This window comes from Bacillus cereus group sp. MYBK95-2, from assembly GCF_051915225.1.
Lineage (GTDB): Bacteria > Bacillota > Bacilli > Bacillales > Bacillaceae_G > Bacillus_A > Bacillus_A cereus.
In genome coordinates, this window is record NZ_JBQAEH010000009.1 from 58,153 (window position 1) to 79,376 (window position 21,224).

Here is a 21,224-nt window from a genome sequence, read left to right on the forward strand (position 1 = left end):
CTAACTTGTCCGATTTCATCACAATTACGTTTAAAAAATCGGATTGAAGAAAACAGTATGAAAGATATTTAAATTATCTTGTTTAAACAGACAGAATTATAAATTGTGAAAAGGGGTTAAAATTATGCACTTAAAAGAAAAAATCGCAACTATTATTCAAGGTCAACGTACTGGTGTATTATCTACAGTACGAAATGAGAAACCTCATAGCGCCTTTATGATGTTTTTCCATGAAGATTTTGTACTGTATGTTGCAACAGATCGACAATCAAAAAAGATAACAGATATTGAACAAAATCCTAATGTCCATGTACTACTCGGACGAGAAGGGAAAAAATTAGATGAAGATTATATTGAAGTTGAAGGATTGGCTTCAATTGAGGAAGACTCGACATTAAAAAACAAGTTTTGGAATAATAGCTTAAAACGTTGGTTACTCGGCCCTGAAGACCCTAATTACGTATTGATAAAAATCAACCCCGACACAATTTATTACATCGATGGTGCCGGTACGACGGAGCCTGAGTTTTTACGACTATAAAATAAAACAAGCCCCCCTTAGGTGGGCTTGTTTTGTCGAAAAGTTCTTTTGAAAAAAACAATAAAATAGGTGGAACTTTCTAAAGATTCTGTTATATAATAGCATTAACTTAAATAAACTGTATTAAAACAGATTGAGAGGAGAAATAAAATTGATGAAGAGAGAAGAACGCAAAAACATGATTGAGTTTATTGAAAAGAAAAAAGGGATTGAGCGTGACGAATTACTGTTTATGACAGACGATGAAGTAGAACATATTTATAATGTAACGTACTTTTTATATGAGGAAATTGCAGAGTAGTATAATAATCCCCACCTTATTAAAAATATAAGGTGGGGATTATTTCGCTATTTAGCCCACTATTTACAGGCAGTAAAACTCCCACCTTAAAATTCAGGTGGAGCAAGGAGTTAAGTTGAAGTCGTGCTTCCTATAAGCTCAATTGCTTCAACTTTATACATGAGAATCATTTTCATGTATAATACTGTAAGATTGGAGGAATTTTACTATGAGTTCGTGGCTCTTATTTGCACTATTATCAGCAATTGCTGCTGCCCTTGTATCGATTTTTGGAAAGTTTGGTTTAGACGGCATCGATGCAAACGTTGCAACAACAATTCGATCTATTATTATGGCATTATTTATGATAGGCGTTATTATCATACAAGGTAAATTTCAAAATATCGGCGACGTACTGCTAAATAAAAAAGCACTGCTATTTATCACATTAAGTGGGATTGCAGGTGCTTCTTCATGGCTATTTTATTTTCTTGCCCTCAAAACAGGAAAGGTTTCACAAGTAGCTCCTGTCGATAAATTAAGCGTCGTATTTTCTATCATTCTCGCTATGATTATCCTCGGTGAAAAGTTAAACTTTATGACCGGCGTTGGTGTAGTCTTTATTACAGCTGGTGTATTATTTATTGCTTTCAGCTAAAAAAACCGCTATTAGCGGTTTTTCTTTTTCTTTATGTACAACCATACAAAACATGTAACAACTGCTGAAATTAATAAAATCCATATTCCATAATGATGTAAACTATACTCAACGAAGCGCCACTTCTCGCCTAACTTCCAGCCAAGCCCAATAAAAACACTTATCCAAATGAGCGCACCACCGTAAGCGTACAAACAAAAACGCCAAAGTGTCAAATTTGATACCCCAGCAAAATATGCTGTTAAATGACGTACGCCCGGTATAAAATAACCAATCATTAAAAGAAATGGCCCATATTTTTCAAATAAAATATGTGTTTTTTCAATGTGATGTTCTTTAATTCTAATTTTCGGCCCATATTTCTTTAAAACAGGGAGCCCAAGTTTTAAACCTAATATGTAGCTTAACGTGATCCCTAACATCGCACCAGCCAGCCCACTTAAAAAAGCAGCAGTTCCTGACATAACTCCTTTTGAAACATTATAACCAACAAAGGTCAATAAAAACTCGTCTGGTATCGGTAATCCGACAATCCCACCAGCCAAAGCTATAACAATTCCAAAATAGCCATAATGCGCGATTAACTCGCCAATATGTTGTTCCATTCGGAAGACACATCCTATGCACGGTCGTTATTCCACATTGTACCCTTTCTATCTTTAAGGCAAACATGGTATACATATTCACTATACATTGTTTTTATAATGAACTCTACTTCTATTCTTTCCTTTAACAGAGATAAAGAAAAACTTTACTCAGTGGGAGTTTTGTTCATCCTCTACTAATTATTAACCTATGCCAATCTTGCTTTTACAGACATCCCGACTCCACATAACTCACTTACATTCACCAATTTTGAGATTAGATTCTTATTGCCCGCAAATAACCCGATAAAAAATAAAAATTCATATGCGTGTTTTTTTGTTACAATAAAGGAAAGTTACTTTTCGCAACGGTTTAACTCTCAAGAAAAATGATATATCTAGCAAAAACATAGTTTGGTCTATATAATGCAACTTCTACCTATTAAAAGAACATACACCCTTTTACATACAACATCATTTTTCTAAATTATACAGGGGGGAACGAACATGACCATTGAAAATCAATTTATTCAAAAAGTTTACTATAAAACATTTTTAACAGAAGAAACTTCTACTCCTGCATCGGAAGTACTCGGTGAAGCATATATAAATGAATCTAAAAATGAATTCTCCAACATTTCTAATATTCGATTTGCTCAAGGTGAATTTTATTATCAAAATAAAGATTTTGAAGCAGCTATATTTAAATGGGAAAAAGTAAATAATGCTCTTGCACTTTGGGCGACAAAAAATATTGCAGATGCTTATTTTGAACTAGGATTCTTACCAAAGGCAGAAGAAATTTATCAATCTATTCAAACGGAAGATACGACTCTTACGATGGAGGTTTCCTTACAACTTCTTTCTCTTTATATCGAACAAGATCGTTTAGGACTCGCTTTTAAGACGATTAGTGAAGCTGTTGCATTCCAACCGGATTACCCAAATATTACTGCAATTGCACGTTCTTTCTATGAAAAACAAGAAGATTGGAACAACGCTATCGAACTAGCTGTTCAAGAAGGTATCCGAACACAATCTTTACACTGGTTTGATACGTTAATAACTTACATAAACAAAGGATTTACAAAAAATATTAAGCCTGAATATTTCTATGAGTCTTTAAAAGCTCTATATGCTGTTGATCAAGCTCAATTTAAAGAACTTGTTATTGCTCTTTGGAATAGCTATCAACATGAATCCTTATACCTTCCTTGGATTCAAAGTATTAATCATTTATTCTTGCATATTGAAACAGACAATAATGACGATTGGAATGAAATCTCTACTCGCTACCAAGAAACATACTTTTCATTAATTACCGGAAATCATTTTATGCATGAATTAAACGGACTTGTACCAAATTTATTAACAAATTGGTTCAGTTTAACGAAAGCAAAAGATTCTCTAGTTGTCTCTGCAACAGTGTTAGCATGGAATGAAGTCTCACCTACAACTTTAGAATCATTACTCGTAAAAAGTGCTGGATCCTTACTTTCTAATACATCAGCTGAAGCAGATGTAAATATGGAAACAGTTTCTCATTTATTCGAAACAATCGCTGTATGGGCTGAGAAAAATGATGTAGATTTAAGTCATCAATTTACGCTACTCGTCCATGAACTATGTGATTTAAATGTCACACCAATACTAATAGCTGGAACTAGTGACCATGATAAAACATCATTTGTTAATTCAATATTGGGAGAGAACATCTTAACTGAAACTTTAACAACTCCTATTCTATTTAAAGACGCTAGTCAAACTGAAATAACAGAATTTACCGAGTTAGATATAAGAAATATCCCTAACCTTGATGAATTCCATCAAATAACGGCTACATCTGCTCAGTCAGAACTTGAGAAAAAATGTATAGAAATTAAGCTACCAAGTAGGTTTTTAAGAAAAAATAAGTTTACATTTCTTATTACACCATCTATTCAAGGACAATTGGATAAAAACAATGCATACTTTGAATACTTACAAGCAGCAGATAGCCTTGTATACGTATTAAATTCTTCTTCACCATTGCATAGTCAAGAAATTGATACGTTAATTTATTTACGTGAACAAGTACCAAACTTACAAATTCACTTCGTATCACACACAAATAATACGACTACTGATGAAAAACTAATTAGTAAACTTAAAGTACATTTTCCAGATGCACAATTCTTCCCATACTCTCCTTCGCAAGAGAGTAGCCAGCAACTTGGAGATGTAACAGAATCTATTCTTTCTAATCTTGCAAAACGCGATATAGAAAAAGAACGTATAGAAAAGCTAATATGGTTTACGCAAAAGACAATTGCTTATCTCATAAATGAACGTGTGGAATTAGAAAATACATTAGTAAAATCCGTACGCTGGAATAAACACATCTCAGTGAAACTTACTGGATTTATTAATAACCTTACTGCTCTTGAAAAAGATAAAATTCGTTCTATTACCGAATCCTATCTTTTAACGAAAGAAGAAATTACACGAGATATACATTCTCAAATTCCTGAATTATTACAGAGCTGCTCTGATCTTGTTCAAGAAGATAGTGATTTCAAATTAGTTCATGAAGAATTAAATGCTGCAATGAATGAACGAGTTCAAAAGCATGTACAACAGGTACTTCTTCCTAAATTTACTGGGTCTATTCAAGAATGGATTGAAACAGCACATAATGAATTTATTCAAGCTCAAGCTTATTTAGATGAAATGAGTGAAACGTTTAATAAATTATATAAAGAAGAACGTATGAAACTTCCTTGCGATTTCAAATTATTAGATGATTGGAATCGAGATGTTGTACGAATGACAAATCGAATTACAGTAACGAACATCAATATTTTATTACGCTTTACACCGACACAGTTTTTCTTAAAAAGTGCCGGAAAATTATTTGGTAATATGCAAAAAAACCAATCTATGCTCGCCAACAAATATAAACAATATATTGAAACAGAAGACTATACAGAAATTGCTCACACAATTTCAAAACAATTCTTCCTTCAATTTGAAGTATTTGAAGGTGCATTAGAACGTGATATCATGATGTTCTTCAAAGATCCACTTAATATATTGAAACAAAATGTAGATGCAGCTCAACTTGAGATAAAGGAAGACGAGCAAACATTAGCAACGCTAAGAAGCAATCCAGAAACATATCATGATCCTTTGGCGTTATTTAAACTACAATTGCTACAACATAAATTCGTTTTAAGTACTACAAAGAAACATGAAGATATTTTTGTATCAAACGAATCTCCTACTGTTTAACAAAAAAAACCAAGCAAACTAAAATTTGCTTGGTTTTTTACTTTATTATTTTCATATGTTCAAACGGATAATAAATGCCTGCTAACTTTCCTAACACATCTTCTCTATCAATAAAACCTAAACCATTTCTACTATCTTTACTTATTAAGCGATTATCTCCCATAACAAAAATCTTATTTTCGGGAACTATAATTGGTCCAAAGTCCTCTGTTAAATTCATAAGTTTTTTTTCTGCTTGTTTTTTATTACTATCCAAATACTCTTCATCTTTCACTTCAGAATTTACATATAATTGATCATTTCTCATCTCAATTATATCTCCAGGTAATCCAATCACTCTTTTGACATAAAAATTATCTGTTTTCACAACAATAATATCTTCTCTCCCATAGCTTTCAAATTGTTTTGCTAACTTATTAACAATCACCTTATCTCCATCTTGCAACGTTGGCCTCATAGATGCTCCTTTTACAGTCGTAGGGAAAAACACAAAAATTTTCGCCAAAAACACCAATAAACATGCGATTGCAATAGTTCCAAAGAATTCACGCCAACGTTTTTTCTTTTGCATCATTTCACCATCTCATCATCTTTTTACTTTTATTATAAATAATACAACCGATATTTTTCCACAAAATTCTGAATTATAAAATTATAATATTAGAATTTTCAAAATGGTAATACTGATCAAATTAAACAAGCAAAAAAGATACTCTCAAAATAGTCTATTCACTATTTTGAGAGTATCTTTTTATAATCCCACATATACAATACACATTTGAGCAGCTACATATGTAAACCAAATCCAAAGTGGCTCATACTTCAATTTACGCCCTCCGATATCTGTCACGCCAATAATAAAATCAGAAATCACAAATAGTAAACCACCAAACGCTGGTATCCACCATATCCCTGTATTTTCATAATATAAGGCGAATGCAAAGCAAGCCATTCCTCCAACCCACAATCCGTAAATTAGAGCTCCTATCGTAAACAATTTATCCTGTTTATCATTTCGGATAAAGAAGAACCATCCTACAATTAGAAAGAGCCCATATACGAGTAAACCAATCCAAAAACCATTCCACGAAATTCCTGTTTGCAAAAATGCTTTTACATAAAAACAATGAGCAAGAGCGAAAGTAACCATCCCTCCAATTAACCTGTGACCAATTGGAATCAGCCCAGCCATAAACAAATCTCCCACAGTCGATAAAGTCATACCAAGTGCAACCCACGTACTATACTCTACAGATGGATCTTGTAACCATATCCAAATTGCACTACCTGTTAAAGAAAAACTAAGAATAAGACGGATTACTAAAGGTAACGGCATATTATCTTTCGTTCTTTTTGTCTGCCGCATTGCATAAATTGCACCAATTAAAAAAAGAAGTATTTGCCCAATTAACACCACGTAAAGTAGATTCATAACATGTTCTCCTCAATAAATGCTTTTTGTATCTTTTTTCGTTACACTTAGTCTATTATCCTTTTTCTATGAAAAAAAGAAGAACAGTACTGTTCTTCCATTGTAATCGCTTTTCTGCTCTCTATGCTACTTGTTTTTCTTGCTCCATTTTTTGCTTAGCTGGCGTTCGATTTACCACAATAATTCCCGCGGCTACACATGCTAAACCGAGTAGCACAAATGAATGAATTGCTTCACCTAAAATCATGCTCGATAATAACACACCAAATACGGGTATAAAGAACATATACATAGATACTTTTCCAACCTTGTTGTACTTCATAATTGTATTCCAAATGCAAAAACCAGCTGCAGATAAGAAAGATAAATAAATCAGCATAAGTAGTGCATGTAGACTAAATGTAAATGGCATGACTCCAACTTGTAAAGCCCCTATACATAATAATCCTATAGAACCAAACATCATTTGGTATGCTGTCATATAGCCAACATCTAATGTTTTACTACCTTCTTTTGCTAATATGTTTCCATATGAATACAGCATTGCTGCACTAAGAAGTAATAAGCTTCCGATTCCAAAATGAAATGATAAGCTACCATCACTCGGCACATTTACTAAAATGACGCCACAAAAACCAATCGATACCCCAATTATTTTTCTTATATTGAGAGCATCATCTTTATATAAAAAATGGGCGAGTAAAATTTGAAAGAATGATGATGTCCCTGAAATGATAGCTCCTTCAATTCCTGAACTATAACTCATTCCAATGTAAAAACAGATATATTGAAGAAACGTTTGGAATAAACCAATTTGTATTAACTGTTTCCCCGTTCCTTTTTTGAAGCTCATATCTTTTCCTAACACTTTAAAGAATAATAAGAGCATGACTCCAGATAACAAGAAACGATAACCGGCAAATAATATTTGTTCTCCAACTTCTTGTGGTTGAATTCCAAGTTCAGCATAACTTAACTTAATAAAAGGAAATGCGCTTCCCCATAAAAAAGTTGCTACTATTGCAGCAATAAATACGCCAATCGGATGGGTAAAAAATTTCTCTGTCTTCACTTGTTGTCTTCCTTTCCGACCTTTTTATGAACAATATTCATATATACCAAAGGAATTGCGAAAACACAAGTTTTCCGTTTATACTTGAAACAAAACCGTACCATCTCATAAAAACATATGATATACTATAGAATAATTACAACATAATAACTATTAAAAACAGATTCAACAGAAATGCTGCTATCCATTATGGATGGCAGCTTTCGTCGTTTTATAGGGGTTTCGATTTTGATTATTTTTCTCAATAAGAATTCGGAAGGAGCGAGTAGTAATGAACTCAGAAGTAAAAACGTTACACGCAAAAGAAACAATTTCTCATCCCTCTTTATGGGACACATTAAAAAAACATTATGAACTTGTATTTGCAGTGGCATCTGGTATTTTTATTTTAGCTGGCTGGCTATTCACAAAAAACGATGCAATGAATGTAGGTATTACTTGCTATATCCTTGCTTATATAGTTGGTGGATATGCAAAAGCTAAAGAAGGCATTGAAGATACGATTGAAGAAAAAGAGCTAAATGTTGAAATGCTAATGCTCTTTGCAGCTATCGGTGCTGCAATTATTGGCTACTGGGCAGAAGGGGCTATTTTAATCTTCATCTTTGCGCTCAGCGGTGCTATGGAATCTTATACATTAAGTAAGAGCCAAAAAGAAATTTCCGCTCTTCTTGACTTACAACCCGAAGAAGCATTACGCATTTCCAACGGAACAGAGGAACGTATTCCTGTTGGAGAGTTACAAATTAACGACATTATTTTAATTAAACCAGGTGAACGTGTTCCTGCTGACGGTACGATTCATAACGGTGAAACAAATATCGATGAAGCAGCAATCACGGGAGAACCTATTCCAAATGAGAAAAGATATGGCGATGAAGTATTTGCAGGTACTGTAAATTTACGTGGTGCTATCGAAGTTAAAATTACGAAGCCGAGCGATCAAACATTATTCCAAAAGATTATCCGTCTCGTACAAAGTGCACAAAGTGAAAAATCACCATCACAACTATTCATCGAAAAGTTTGAAGGAACATACGTAAAAGGTGTACTACTCGTTGTTGCGCTTATGATGTTCGTTCCTCATTTCTTACTTGACTGGAGCTGGAATGAAACGTTTTATCGCGCTATGATCTTACTTGTAGTCGCATCTCCTTGTGCACTCGTTGCTGCCATTACACCAGCAACGTTATCAGCCATTTCTAACGGAGCAAGAAATGGAATTCTCTTTAAAGGTGGCATACATTTAGAACGCCTCGCTTCAGTAAAAGCAATCGCCTTTGATAAAACAGGAACATTAACGGAAGGTAAACCTACCGTAACAGATGTATATGTTCGAGAAAATATGACAGAAAAAGAAGTACTTTCTATTACAGCATCAATTGAAAGTCACTCTACACATCCTTTGGCTGAATCTATTGTTAAATATGCACAACATGCGTACGACATTACATTAAAAAAACCAGAAAAGGTTGAAGATGTAACTGGTTTTGGGCTAAAAGGAATATTCGAAAACAACGCTTATAAAATAGGTAAAGCTGATTTTATCGGTGAAGAAACAAAAACATTTCATAATGGTATTTCTGCCTCACTTGAAAAGGAAGGTAAAACTGTCGTTTATATTAGTGATGAGGGAGGCATTCTTGGACTTATCGCTTTAAAAGATACGCTTCGCCAAGAAACAATAGCTGCTATTCGTGATTTACAAAGCATTGGTGTCGAAGCAATTATGATTACTGGAGATAATGAAGAAACGGCAAAAGCAATTGCCTCTGAAAGTAATATAAAGGAATATTACGCATCATGCTTACCAGAAACAAAAGTTGAAACGATTAAAAAGTTAAAAGAAAAATACGGTACAGTAGCAATGGTCGGAGACGGTATAAATGATGCACCTGCACTAGCTACTGCTAGCATTGGTGTCGCAATGGGAGAAGGAACAGATGTAGCTTTAGAAACTGCGGATGTTGTACTGATGAAGAACGAACTATCTCGTCTTTCTCAAGCGATCCGTCTATCAAAACGAATGAATCGTATTGTGAAGCAAAACGTAATCTTTTCGCTAGCCGTTATTGCCATGCTAATTTGTTCAAACTTCTTGCAATTTTTAGCTCTTCCATTCGGTGTTATTGGCCATGAAGGAAGTACGATTCTTGTCATTTTGAATGGCTTACGATTATTAAAAGGAAGCAAATAAAACGGGTCCCTCATAGAGGACCCGTTTTTTTTAATGATAGCTATTATGACCGTTCGCACTGCTACTCGTTTTATGCTTTGGATGCGAACTGCTCTTTTGTTTATTATTACTTTTATTATTATGGTTCTTTTTATTATTACTCATGAAATATCCCCCCTGTTCCTTCTTATTATGGAACAAGAGCTCATTATTCATTACGGGAATTATTGTCACCGGTTCTATAATGGTGGAGTAAACCATTAATTTCACCGCCAAGTAAAATTACCCATCCAGTTAAGTAAAACCATAACATTAAAATAATGATACCACCGAGACCACCATATGTATTGGCGTAATTCGCAAACTTATCTACATAATAAGCAAATGAGTACGATACCACAATCCATCCTACAGTAGCAAATAACGCCCCTGAAATAACTTCTCTTCTTTTTAACTTTCGATCTGGTGCAAATGTATATAAGAAACTAAATAAAGCAAATAGCACGAAGAAACTCGCTACTAATCGTGTAATGCTCCATACGAAAGAAAAACTATCTGATAAACCGAGTGCTTTAAACACTGCTGCTCCAATAACTTGTCCGAATACCGGAACAATTAACGCAAAGACAATCATAAAAATAATAGCTAATGTAAACACAATTGATAACGCTCTTGTTGTAATAAAAGAACGTGTTTCCTTCACGTCATAAGCGCGGTTAAAAGCATTCATAACCGCATTAACACCATTTGAGGCAAACCATAACATGGATAATAAACCAAATGATAATAAACCACCATTTTGCTGGTTTACAACTTTATCTACATTTACCTCAATTAAGTTCATTGCATCATCTGGTACATAAACCTCTAATAAACTAAGCACATCCTCTGTTTGAATGGGAATAAATCCAAGAAGCGTAATTAAGAAAACGAGCCCAGGAAAAATTGCAAGCAAGAAGAAATAAGCGAGCTGTGCTGCCAAGCCCGCTACATCATCGCGCATCGTCCGGTCATATAAATCTTTACCAAACGAATAAGTACGATTTCTTCTCACCTTTTCTAAAATTTTTCTCATATATGTTTAAACGCTTTTCTTCTCTTCTTTATCTTGCTTTAACTCAATGTACGCTTCAGTTTTTTTTTCCACTGCATTTGAGTCTTTCATAAATAATTCACGCGCTTCTTTCATACCACCATCTTCAGCAACTATTGGCTCTTCTTCTACTTTCAACTCATCTACCTTTGGAGATACAGCTTGAATTTCAATCGTTTCTGGCTTTTCTTCTGGCTCAACTTTTTTCTTACTAAAAATTTCTTTCGTTTCTTTTAACGTCTCTACAACAGATGGCGTTAATTTTTTAATTTCTGCTACTTTCGCTTTTACCACATTGAAATCTGCAAGTTCGCGTCCTTTATCTGTAACAGTTTGCACTTTTTCTTTGATCTTTGCATTTTCACCAATTTCAATCATCTTTGTTTTTGCTTTTTCTGCTGTATTTTTTACTTTTTCACGGTTTTCTTTCTTTAACATGGATACAGCTACACCTGCCGCTACACCAATCGCAATGTTTCGAGCAATATTATTTTTCTTTGCCATATTCCTTCACCCTTTCATTTCTTATGTTAGAAAGTATTTCTTTCTAAGCTTCCTCATATTCCTTGTTCATTTCGAATGAAAGCTAATAGCTTTGCACACCCTTCTGTTACAAGGTCATATACTTCTTGGAAATTCCCTGTATAGTAAGGGTCAGGAACGTCTGTCCAGCCACCGTCTGGAACAAAGTCGGACAGCCTACCAATATAGCCTCCAGTTTTACCTAAACTTTTTAAATCTGCTATATTCTTGTTGTCCATGGCAATAATATAATCAAACTTTGTTAAGTCTTCTTTTTCTACTTGCCTTGCTTTAATTCCTTCAAAAGTGACTGCATTTTCTTTTAAAATTTTTTGTGTTCCTTTATGTGGCGGATGACCAACATGCCAATCTCCAGTTCCTGCAGAATCAATGACAATTTTCTCTTCAAGTCCCTCTTTTACGACAAGATTTCGAAAAATCGCTTCTGCCATCGGAGAACGGCAAATGTTCCCAAGACAAACAAACAATACTTGAACCATGTTTTTGTTTCTTCCCTTCTTGGTGCATTTCTTCATATATACTTATAGTATAAACAACCAATTATGAAATATAAAGGAAATCCCTACTAATTTAATAGGATTGAAAAGATCCATTAACGAAAATGATAAAAAATGTTAAGATAGCCTTATGTTATTTTAAAGGGGGACACTTCGGTGGATTTATCCGTAAAGTCAGAAGAAAACGTTGAATACATGGTCGAAGCTATTAAAGAAAAATTACGTATGGTTAATGCTGGAGCGATGAGAGCTGCTAGTTTTAACGAAGAAATGTACGAAGATTTACGTGACATTTATGATCATGTTATGAAACGTGAAACATTCAGCATTAGTGAAATGCAAGCTATTACAGAAGAATTAGGTACATTAATTAAAAAGTAAAAAAGCCTCTCTTATTATGAGGCTCTTTTTTATTTCCAACAAATTCATGACAACTCTTCTCTTTCCCTCAACCAACTGTAAAATATTGTACAATAGAAGTAGAACCTCACCTTAGATTTTTTCTCCATACATACTACTCACAAATAATAGCAACACTACCATTGCTAACTGTTTTTACTGGAGGTGCTTACTTATGAGCAATTGGTACAGTAAGACGAAAGATCAAACATTGATTGACCTAGAAACAAACGAACAAAACGGTTTAACAGATGAGATTGTAAGTGAACGTTTAAAGCAATACGGTTCTAATGAATTAGCTACAAAACAAAAACGCACTTTATGGCAGCGTATTTTCGCCCAAATTAATGACGTCCTCGTATATGTCCTTATTATTGCTGCCCTTATTTCTGCCTTTGTAGGTGAATGGGCGGATGCCAGTATTATCGCGCTTGTTGTAGTTTTAAATGCTGTTATCGGTGTTGTCCAAGAATCGAAAGCAGAACAAGCTTTAGAGGCATTGAAAAAGATGGCAACACCTAAAGCTATCGTCAAGAGAAATGGTGAACTAAAAGAAATTCCATCTGAGCACGTCGTTCCAGGGGATATCGTTATGCTCGACGCCGGACGATATATCCCATGCGATTTACGCCTTATTGAAACCGCAAATTTAAAAGTTGAAGAATCTGCTCTAACTGGTGAATCTGTCCCTGTTGATAAAGATGCAATCTACCACCCTTCCATGCAACGTGATGAGCAAGTACCACTCGGCGATCAAAAAAACATGGCCTTTATGTCTACTCTTGTTACATATGGACGAGGCGTCGGTGTTGCTGTTGAAACTGGAATGAACTCACAAATTGGTAAGATTGCTACCTTGTTACATGAAGCTGACGATGATATGACACCACTTCAAAAAAGCTTAGCACAAGTCGGAAAGTATTTAGGCTTTGTTGCTGTAGCTATTTGTATCGTGATGTTTCTCATAGGCTTTTTACAAGGACGAGATACACTAGAAATGTTTATGACTGCAATTAGTTTAGCCGTTGCAGCTATTCCAGAAGGTTTGCCAGCTATCGTTTCCATCGTTCTTGCAATTGGTGTGCAACGTATGATTAAACAAAACGTTATCATTCGGAAACTACCAGCTGTTGAAGCCCTCGGTTCTGTCACAATTATTTGTTCAGATAAAACAGGTACGTTAACGCAAAATAAAATGACCGTTACTCACTTTTATAGTGATAACACATACGATCGCTTAGAAAGTTTAAATGTAAATAATGATGCGCAACGTCTATTGTTAGAAAATATGGTGCTATGTAATGATGCGTCTTACAATAACGAATCACAAACGGGAGACCCGACTGAAATTGCTCTTCTCGTTGCCGGAACCACCTTTAATATGCAAAAAGATCATTTAGAAAAAATACATGAACGTGTAAATGAGCTGCCTTTCGATTCAGATCGTAAAATGATGTCAACCGTGCATACATATGATGAAAGCTACTATAGCATGACGAAAGGTGCTATCGATAAACTCTTACCTCGATGTACCCACATATTTAAAAACGGTAAAATCGAGGTTCTAACAGATGCTGATAAAGATCAAATATTAGAAGCCGCTGGGTCAATGTCTCAAGAAGCTTTAAGAGTACTTTCATTCGCATTTAAACAATACGATTCAAACGATGTGGATATAAATCATCTTGAAAAAAATCTTATCTTTATTGGTCTTGTCGGTATGATTGATCCACCACGAACTGAAGTGAAAGATTCAATTAAAGAATGTAAAAAAGCCGGTATTCGCACAGTTATGATTACTGGTGACCATAAAGATACCGCCTTTGCAATTGCCAAAGAACTTGGCATTGCTGAAGAAATATCGGAAATTATGATTGGAACTGAATTAGATAACATTTCTGATACAGAACTAGCTAGCAAAATTAATCATTTAAATGTATTCGCTAGAGTCTCTCCAGAGCATAAAGTGAAAATTGTAAAGGCATTACGCGCGAAAGGAAATATCGTTTCTATGACTGGTGATGGTGTCAATGATGCACCATCTTTAAAGCAAGCTGATGTTGGCGTTGCGATGGGCATTACAGGAACAGACGTTGCAAAAGGGGCAGCAGACGTCGTGTTAACAGATGATAATTTCTCATCTATTGTGAAAGCCGTTGAAGAAGGTAGAAATATTTATCGTAACATAAAAAAATCAATTCTCTTCCTACTCTCTTGTAACTTCGGAGAAATTATCGCTTTATTTTTAGCGATTTTACTCGGCTGGGCAACACCACTACGACCTATTCATATTTTGTGGGTGAATTTAATTACAGATACACTGCCTGCATTATCACTTGGGGTTGATCCTGAAGATCCAGATGTGATGAAGGAAAAACCACGACATGCGAAAGAAAGCTTATTTAGTGGCAGCGTTCCTTTCCTGATTTTCAATGGAGTTATCATTGGACTTTTAACTCTAATAGCTTTTATCGCCGGAGCAAAATTCTATACTGGAGATACAAATTTATTTCCTCTTTTCCCAGAGCGAATTGATGACGATGCTCTATTACACGCTCAAACGATGGCATTTGTCGTTCTTAGTTTTTCTCAGCTCGTTCATTCATTTAACTTGCGTTCAATAACGAAATCAATTTTTTCAATTGGGATCTTTACAAATAAATATTTAGTTTTCTCCCTTCTTATCGGTGTTCTTATGCAAGTTTGTATCATCTCCATCCCGCCCCTTGCAAATATATTCGGTGTACATGCATTAACGATGCGAGATTGGGGATTTGTTCTCTTATTAAGTATCATTCCACTTATTCTGAATGAGATTATTAAATTAGTGAAGAGAAACTAAAAGGCAATGAGGAATAGTCCTCATTGCCTTTTCATTTATCCTACTATTTTCCGTGCAGTAAAACTCCCACCTCAAAATTCAGTTTGAGCAAAGAAGTTAGGTGATGGATTAACTGCCCATAAATGTCCAATTGGTGAAGGCTAATAATCGGTGGGGATGAACAAAACCCCACTGATTAAAGTTTCACTTTATCCTTGTAATTCTTTTTTGATATTCTCTGTTAATGTAGCCATACGCTTGCGGCTTTCTTCACGCTCACGTTTATTTTGTTCTTCAATTTGTTGTGTTTCTTGCATACCTCTTGAAATAATGTTCCAAGTTTCCTCAAGTGTTTCCATCTTAATACTAGAAGAACCTGATAATCTCGCTACTTCTACACTTTGCGTTGCGATATTTTGTGCATTTTTCTTAAGTAATTCATTTGTACGGCGATCCAGTTCAGCCATAGAATCTGCAACAAGCTTTTGGCGCTTGGCATTTACCGCTTGAATGATACCATTTTTAAAGATAGGAATCGTTGTAATAAATGCTGTATTGATTTTACCAATTAATTTATTATTACCACGTTGAATCATACGAATTTGTGGTGCTGTAAGTAACGCAACCATACGTGCTTTTTCTAAATCGTCAATACGCTGTTCTAAAATTTCAACAGAGTTTTTAAGCGACTCTAATTCAATACCTGCTAATTGATCATTATTACGTACACGCTCTTCATACATCGGAACTAACTCTGTATTTAAACGCTCTAATAACATTTCTCCTGCTACTACGTACTTCTCTAAGTCTAAATAATATTTTAAGTTTTGCTCATACAAGCCATCTAACGTACCAATTGATTTTTTCATCTCATCTTGGTACTTCGTAATTTCCACATAAACTTTATCAATTTCGCGGCCCATCGTTTGATATTTACTAAAGATTTGTTCTATCATTTTATCCGCTTTTTTGAACATACGTGAGAAGAAACCACTTTTTTCTTCCGCAAAGTCTTTACTATCAAATCGGTCCATAATTTTACCAAGCTGTTTTAATAATTCACCAGAATCTTCTATCTTTGATAATGACATTGTATGTAAAATTTGATCAGCAAAACGTGAAATTTCCATAGAAGGTTCTTTTCCAAGTTCAATTAATTCTAATTGATCTTTAATATCTACCGCATTATAAATACGTTGTACATCCGCATCTTGTCTAAGTTGTAAGCGAACATCTTGTGCTGTTTGTTCATTTAATTCTGTTTTCGGATCTAGTACGACTGGGTTATTCATATGGTATTCTCCCTTTCCTTATAAAAATGGACGAAATAGTCCTTTTATTGTTTGTGATAAATTTTTATAGGCTGATGAACCATGAAACTCAAGATCGAAATTAACCTCTTCAAGCCAATGTGAATCAAATGCCCCCGCTTCAATATACGGTTCAATATCGTTTCTTCCCGTTGGATTGAAATGGAATACATCTACTCCAATTTGATTCAAAAATAGTAATAAAACAGCGTCAGAACGAGTTAATTCTCCGCTCTTCTCATTATTAAATATAACAATTTTCGGTACATCTTGTGAATAATCAAATTTCTCAAGCTGTTCTAAAATATTCGGTGGTATTTGAGAAAGTTGTGCGAAAACATATAGCGCTACATCTTGTTTCGTCTCTTTCGCAATTGGTTTGCACATTTCACTTTCGCACGTATGGATAATCGCCTCTGCAATCCCATGCTGTAAACCTTCCGGTAAACGCTTATGCGGCCACCAATGGCTATTCATAATTAGATCAGGATGCAATTTTCCAGCTCGGTCCAATGCATCTCGATAATGATATTGGAAGTTTGCTTTTTGCTCTTTCGTAAACGGGAATGTATTAATTAATAAACTGTTATCAAATGATGTAACAGCCTTTAATCGTTGAAAATATTCTTTATCATTCTTTGAAACGCCTGATATTTTCGCAAATAAAGAAGGAATATAAATATGTTTATTTTCAACAAAGAATGTTGGGCGTACAAATGCCTTTTCTTTCGTAATTAAAAAGAGTTCATCATATGTCGTTTTTAACGTACGAGCTACAGGCGTATAGGAACGGAATTGCCACGGCTTGTACAGCAGTGAATTATCGTGGTGAAGTACTTGTTCAATTTCTTTCGAAGCTTGATACGCTACTGTTGCAACACGCTCACGGCGACGATCAGGGAATGGTTCAAGCGAAATGCGACTTGAATGAGATACAACAAAAGTTCTTCCCTCTTCATCAATATTTTCAAATCCATCTTTTCCTTCTGGGTGATAATAAAGCACATCACAACCGAGCATAATAAGAAAGTATAAGAAATATATACGGCTTTCCTGTGCATCACCGTACCAAATGATACGCGGCATTTGTTTCTTATAATTAATCGTAGAGAACCACTTCGCTACGTAATTTTCGCTTAGTTTAATTATGTCGATTAAGAAACGACGGAAGCCTTCTGTCTTTAACGACTGATTATGTTGCTTCTCATATAATTTCAATAGTGAAATAAACGTCGTATGTATGTAATGCTGTAAATCAGGATTGTCTACTTTCGGTAAAAGTTGTTTCCCAGATAAGTGTGCAACTAGCCTATTTACTGTCAGACCATTTGGTGCTTCTTGATGTAATCCGAACACTTCTTGAATATGACGAAGCTTTTCCGAATCAATCACTTTGTTTAAATTTTGTTCGTGTAAAACTTCGATTCCTTTCGCTTCACTATAATCAAACAGTTCATTAAAATATTCATCTACATCATTAGGAACGCCAAGGATTCGACATGCTATATAACTAAATTTCATCTCATTCTCTGTCAGCTCATATTGTGGGCGTTTTTCTAAAAGCGTTTCAAATTGCTTTAAATCTGATTCATCTTTTAATGCATATGGTTGAAGTGTAAAACGTGAAAACACAACAGTTCACCTCCAAAAACATTTACGTTTTTTCTAAGTCCTTCTTCTATTATAAACTATTTTTGGTTATAAAAAATGGGCGCTCGCAAAACGAGCAAACCCATTTCAATTATTTATTGTCTTCTTTAGTAGCTGCAACTTCTTCTCTAGCTTGTCCAGAATTCTTCATGTAGTGAAGTATAAATGTTGCTCCAAATGCTACAACTAAAATAATAAAGAATAGTGTATGACTAATCTCAATCTCGATTAAAGACAGTAACATTTTTGCTGCAATAATTAAGATTAAAATGTATGCTGTCGTTTCAAGCTCTGGAATACGCTCTAACAATTTTAAGAATACACCAGCAATACCACGCATCATTAAAATACCTAGCATTCCGCCTAATAGTAAAATCCAAACTTCATTAGATACACCAAATGCAGCAAGTACGCTATCTACAGAGAATGCGATATCCATTAATTCAACCATCGCAACTGTTCCCCAGAAGACACCAAACATTCTAAAGAGAATACTATTTTGATTCATACCGTGAGCTTCGTCTTCTTCACTTGCACCTTTACGCTTATCAATAAAGTATTTTACTGATAACCAAGCAAGGTAAAGTGCACCAAGAAGTTTTACCCACCATAATTTAATTAAGAACATTCCGATTCCAATCGCAATAAAGCGGAACACATAAGCTCCAATAAGTCCATAGAATAATGCTTTTTTACGTTTTTCTTCCGGAAGATGTTTTACCATTACCGCTAACACAAGTGCGTTATCAGCAGATAATAATCCTTCAAGTACAACAAGTGTACCAATTAATCCCCAAGATACTGGATCCTGCAACACTTTAATCCACATGTCCAAGTCGAAAAACTGAGCATACGTATCAAGGATTCCTTGCAAAATACTCATCTTACCTTTATCCCCTATTCTTTGCTAGATTTATAGAAAGGTCAAAAAAAGGAAACGAATATCGTTTCCTTTCTATGCATCCAAGCCATACGCTCTTACAAGCGCACCTAAACCACCTTGGAATCCACTTCCTACTGCATTAAACTTCCACTGTCCATTATGACGGTATAATTCACAAAAGACAACTGCTGTTTCGATGGAGAAATCTTCCCCTAAATCAAAACGAAGAACTTCTTCACTCGTTTCTTCATTCGCTAAACGAACAAACGCATTTCCTACTTGCCCAAAGTTTTGACTACGGCCTTCTGCATCATAAATCGTAACTGTAATAGCAATTCTGTGCACATCTGCTGGAACTTTCTTCAAATCCACAACAAGTTGCTCATCGTCACCTTCACCTTCACCTGTACGGTTATCTCCTGTATGTAAAACAGATCCACAAGGAGACTGTAAATTATTATAGAAGATAAAATCAGTTTCCTTCGTACATTTTCCGTTTGCATCTAATAAAAAGGCAGATGCATCTAAATCGAAATCGGCTCCGCCGTCATAAGATTTAATATCCCATCCAAGACCAATTACTGCTTTTGTTAAACCAGGGCTTGTCTTACCTAAATCGATTTTCTGGCCTTTTTGTAATTGAATAACCATCTATATTCACCTCTATATTTTTATCTTTAAAAATATATCCATCAGTAAACATACATTTCACCGATGGATATATAAATCAAATCTATTACTCTACATCTAAACCAAAGTTATTACATAGAGACGCTAATCCACCTTGGAATCCACTTCCGATTGCATTGAATTTCCAATCACCTGCATGACGATATAATTCACCTACTACTACGGCTGTTTCAATAGAGAAATCTTCTCCTAAATCGTAACGAATTAATTCTGCATTCTTTTCTTCATCAAGAATACGTACGAAAGAATTAGAAACTTGTCCGAAGTTTTGGCTACGGCCTTCTCCATCATAAATTGTAATTGTGAAACAAATACGTTCGATGTGAGCAGGAACATTTTTCAAATCTACTTTAATCGCTTCGTCATCGCCTTCACCTTCACCAGTGCGGTTATCTCCTAAATGCTCTACAGCACCATTCGCACCTTTTGGATTATTATAGAAAACGAAATCTTCAGCTCCTGAAACTTTACCATTCGCGCCTACTAAGAAAATACTAACATCTAAGTCGAAATCGTTTTGTCCGTCATAACGATTCGTGTCCCAACCAAGTCCTACAAGAACTTTCGAAAGACCTGGATTCGTTTTTGTTAAGTCTACCTTTTGTCCCTTTTTCAATGAAATTGATGCCATATACAATTCCTCCTCGGTTATTTTATTGATAACGTGATACAATCTCACTTAAGTTTTTATCTTGCGTGCCTTCTCCAACTGCTGAAAACTTCCATTCACTTCCGTGACGATACATTTCACCTGCAATTAGAGTTGTTTTGCCAGCATAATTATCCGATAAATTATAGCGTGCTAATTCTTCACCAGTTTGCGGGTTTTGAATACGAATATATGCATTACGAATCATCCCGAAATCTTGACGACGATTTACACAGTCATAAATATTTACAACGAATACTAAACGATTAATACGGCTTGGAACTTTATGTAATTCTACGAAAATTGTTTCGTCATCACCAGCGCCTTCACCTGTTAAATTATCTCCTGAATGAATAATACTACCACAAGTAGAAAGTTTATTTCCGAAGTAAACTAAATCATTTTTGTTTAAAAAACGATCTCCTTCTAACATAACAACAGATGCATCACAATCTACATTTGGTTTACTTCCAAATAATGAAGACAGAAATCCACCTGATTGCCCAATTGGATCCCAGCCTAAGCCAACCTGTAGTTTTGCTACTTTTGGTTGTCCTTTCGTTAAATCGATCTTTTGACCTTTTTCTAAAATAATAGGCATGAAGTTTCTCCCTTTCTACAAAGCATTTTCCGAATCGGAAAATATTGTATTCTTCTCTTATATTGTAGCATTATT

General features: G+C 34.9%; 20 protein-coding genes. 7 read left to right on the plus strand and 13 right to left on the minus strand.

The features are described 5' to 3' along the window. Positions 1-124 precede the first annotated feature (124 nt). From ACTFN4_RS24170 to ACTFN4_RS24180, 3 genes are all read left to right on the plus strand, one after another. Positions 125-541, plus strand: coding sequence for a pyridoxamine 5'-phosphate oxidase family protein (locus ACTFN4_RS24170; RefSeq protein ID WP_000550220.1), 417 nt, complete (start codon positions 125-127; stop codon positions 539-541). Between the two features lie 154 nt (positions 542-695). Further along, positions 696-842 carry a BH0509 family protein gene (locus ACTFN4_RS24175; RefSeq protein ID WP_000817786.1) on the plus strand — a complete coding sequence of 49 codons (147 nt, stop codon included), beginning with the start codon at positions 696-698 and terminating at the stop codon, positions 840-842. A gap of 208 nt (positions 843-1,050) precedes the next feature. Further along, positions 1,051-1,479, plus strand: a complete 429-nt coding sequence (locus ACTFN4_RS24180; RefSeq protein WP_000100295.1) for an EamA family transporter — start codon at positions 1,051-1,053, stop codon at positions 1,477-1,479. Positions 1,480-1,490: 11 nt separating this feature from the next. On the opposite strand, the gene ACTFN4_RS24185 is transcribed toward ACTFN4_RS24180, so the two are convergent. Then, complete coding sequence (locus tag ACTFN4_RS24185; RefSeq protein ID WP_000434872.1) at positions 1,491-2,084, minus strand: DedA family protein; 594 nt, start codon at positions 2,082-2,084, stop codon at positions 1,491-1,493. Positions 2,085-2,570: 486 nt separating this feature from the next. Between ACTFN4_RS24185 and ACTFN4_RS24190 the strand changes: the two genes are divergently transcribed. Beyond that, positions 2,571-5,333, plus strand: a complete 2,763-nt coding sequence (locus ACTFN4_RS24190; protein WP_439962921.1) for a tetratricopeptide repeat protein — start codon at positions 2,571-2,573, stop codon at positions 5,331-5,333. Between the two features lie 37 nt (positions 5,334-5,370). Here the strand turns inward: ACTFN4_RS24190 and lepB are convergent, their stop codons facing one another. The 3 genes from lepB to ACTFN4_RS24205 form a co-directional block, all read right to left on the minus strand. After that, positions 5,371-5,907: a signal peptidase I gene (gene lepB / locus ACTFN4_RS24195; RefSeq protein WP_439962922.1), complete on the minus strand. Its 537-nt coding sequence runs from the start codon at positions 5,905-5,907 to the stop codon at positions 5,371-5,373. A gap of 177 nt (positions 5,908-6,084) precedes the next feature. Beyond that, positions 6,085-6,765: a lysoplasmalogenase gene (locus tag ACTFN4_RS24200; RefSeq protein ID WP_001051082.1), complete on the minus strand. Its 681-nt coding sequence runs from the start codon at positions 6,763-6,765 to the stop codon at positions 6,085-6,087. A 121-nt stretch (positions 6,766-6,886) separates the two neighbouring features. Continuing rightward, complete coding sequence (locus tag ACTFN4_RS24205) at positions 6,887-7,837, minus strand: DMT family transporter (RefSeq protein ID WP_000845696.1); 951 nt, start codon at positions 7,835-7,837, stop codon at positions 6,887-6,889. Between the two features lie 271 nt (positions 7,838-8,108). Here ACTFN4_RS24205 and ACTFN4_RS24210 point away from each other — a divergent pair, with 271 nt between their 5' ends. Next, positions 8,109-10,034 (plus strand): heavy metal translocating P-type ATPase, encoded by a 1,926-nt coding sequence (locus ACTFN4_RS24210; RefSeq protein ID WP_086408061.1) that lies wholly within the window; start codon positions 8,109-8,111, stop codon positions 10,032-10,034. A gap of 187 nt (positions 10,035-10,221) precedes the next feature. On the opposite strand, the gene ACTFN4_RS24215 is transcribed toward ACTFN4_RS24210, so the two are convergent. The 3 genes from ACTFN4_RS24215 to ACTFN4_RS24225 are packed head-to-tail and all read right to left on the minus strand — an operon-like array spanning position 10,222 to position 12,128. Beyond that, complete coding sequence (locus tag ACTFN4_RS24215; RefSeq protein ID WP_001226536.1) at positions 10,222-11,088, minus strand: YihY/virulence factor BrkB family protein; 867 nt, start codon at positions 11,086-11,088, stop codon at positions 10,222-10,224. A 6-nt stretch (positions 11,089-11,094) separates the two neighbouring features. Further along, a complete protein-coding gene (locus tag ACTFN4_RS24220; RefSeq protein WP_001085389.1) occupies positions 11,095-11,610 on the minus strand; it encodes a DUF4075 domain-containing protein in 516 nt (171 codons plus the stop codon). A gap of 53 nt (positions 11,611-11,663) precedes the next feature. Next, positions 11,664-12,128: a low molecular weight protein-tyrosine-phosphatase gene (locus tag ACTFN4_RS24225; RefSeq protein WP_000250916.1), complete on the minus strand. Its 465-nt coding sequence runs from the start codon at positions 12,126-12,128 to the stop codon at positions 11,664-11,666. Positions 12,129-12,302: 174 nt separating this feature from the next. On the opposite strand from ACTFN4_RS24225, the gene ACTFN4_RS24230 reads away from it, so the two are divergent. Next, positions 12,303-12,527 (plus strand): DUF1128 domain-containing protein, encoded by a 225-nt coding sequence (locus ACTFN4_RS24230; RefSeq protein WP_000366196.1) that lies wholly within the window; start codon positions 12,303-12,305, stop codon positions 12,525-12,527. Between the two features lie 193 nt (positions 12,528-12,720). Further along, the gene (locus ACTFN4_RS24235; RefSeq protein ID WP_234574337.1) at positions 12,721-15,387 is read left to right on the plus strand and encodes a cation-translocating P-type ATPase; all 2,667 of its coding nucleotides are present in this window, start codon (positions 12,721-12,723) and stop codon (positions 15,385-15,387) included. Positions 15,388-15,575: 188 nt separating this feature from the next. On the opposite strand, the gene ACTFN4_RS24240 is transcribed toward ACTFN4_RS24235, so the two are convergent. From ACTFN4_RS24240 to ACTFN4_RS24265, 6 genes are all read right to left on the minus strand, one after another. Continuing rightward, positions 15,576-16,658, minus strand: a complete 1,083-nt coding sequence (locus tag ACTFN4_RS24240) for a toxic anion resistance protein (protein ID WP_001064409.1) — start codon at positions 16,656-16,658, stop codon at positions 15,576-15,578. An 18-nt stretch (positions 16,659-16,676) separates the two neighbouring features. Beyond that, positions 16,677-18,308, minus strand: a complete 1,632-nt coding sequence (locus tag ACTFN4_RS24245; protein ID WP_000492859.1) for a YceG family protein — start codon at positions 18,306-18,308, stop codon at positions 16,677-16,679. A 109-nt stretch (positions 18,309-18,417) separates the two neighbouring features. Beyond that, the gene (locus tag ACTFN4_RS24250; protein ID WP_000025704.1) at positions 18,418-19,209 is read right to left on the minus strand and encodes a TerC family protein; all 792 of its coding nucleotides are present in this window, start codon (positions 19,207-19,209) and stop codon (positions 18,418-18,420) included. A 72-nt stretch (positions 19,210-19,281) separates the two neighbouring features. Next, positions 19,282-19,860 carry a TerD family protein gene (locus ACTFN4_RS24255; protein WP_000236643.1) on the minus strand — a complete coding sequence of 193 codons (579 nt, stop codon included), beginning with the start codon at positions 19,858-19,860 and terminating at the stop codon, positions 19,282-19,284. 85 nt (positions 19,861-19,945) lie between these two features. Then, entirely contained in the window at positions 19,946-20,530 is a 585-nt protein-coding gene (locus ACTFN4_RS24260) for a TerD family protein (protein ID WP_000146726.1), read from the minus strand. A 22-nt stretch (positions 20,531-20,552) separates the two neighbouring features. After that, positions 20,553-21,149, minus strand: a complete 597-nt coding sequence (locus tag ACTFN4_RS24265) for a TerD family protein (protein ID WP_001121586.1) — start codon at positions 21,147-21,149, stop codon at positions 20,553-20,555. Positions 21,150-21,224: the final 75 nt, after the last annotated feature.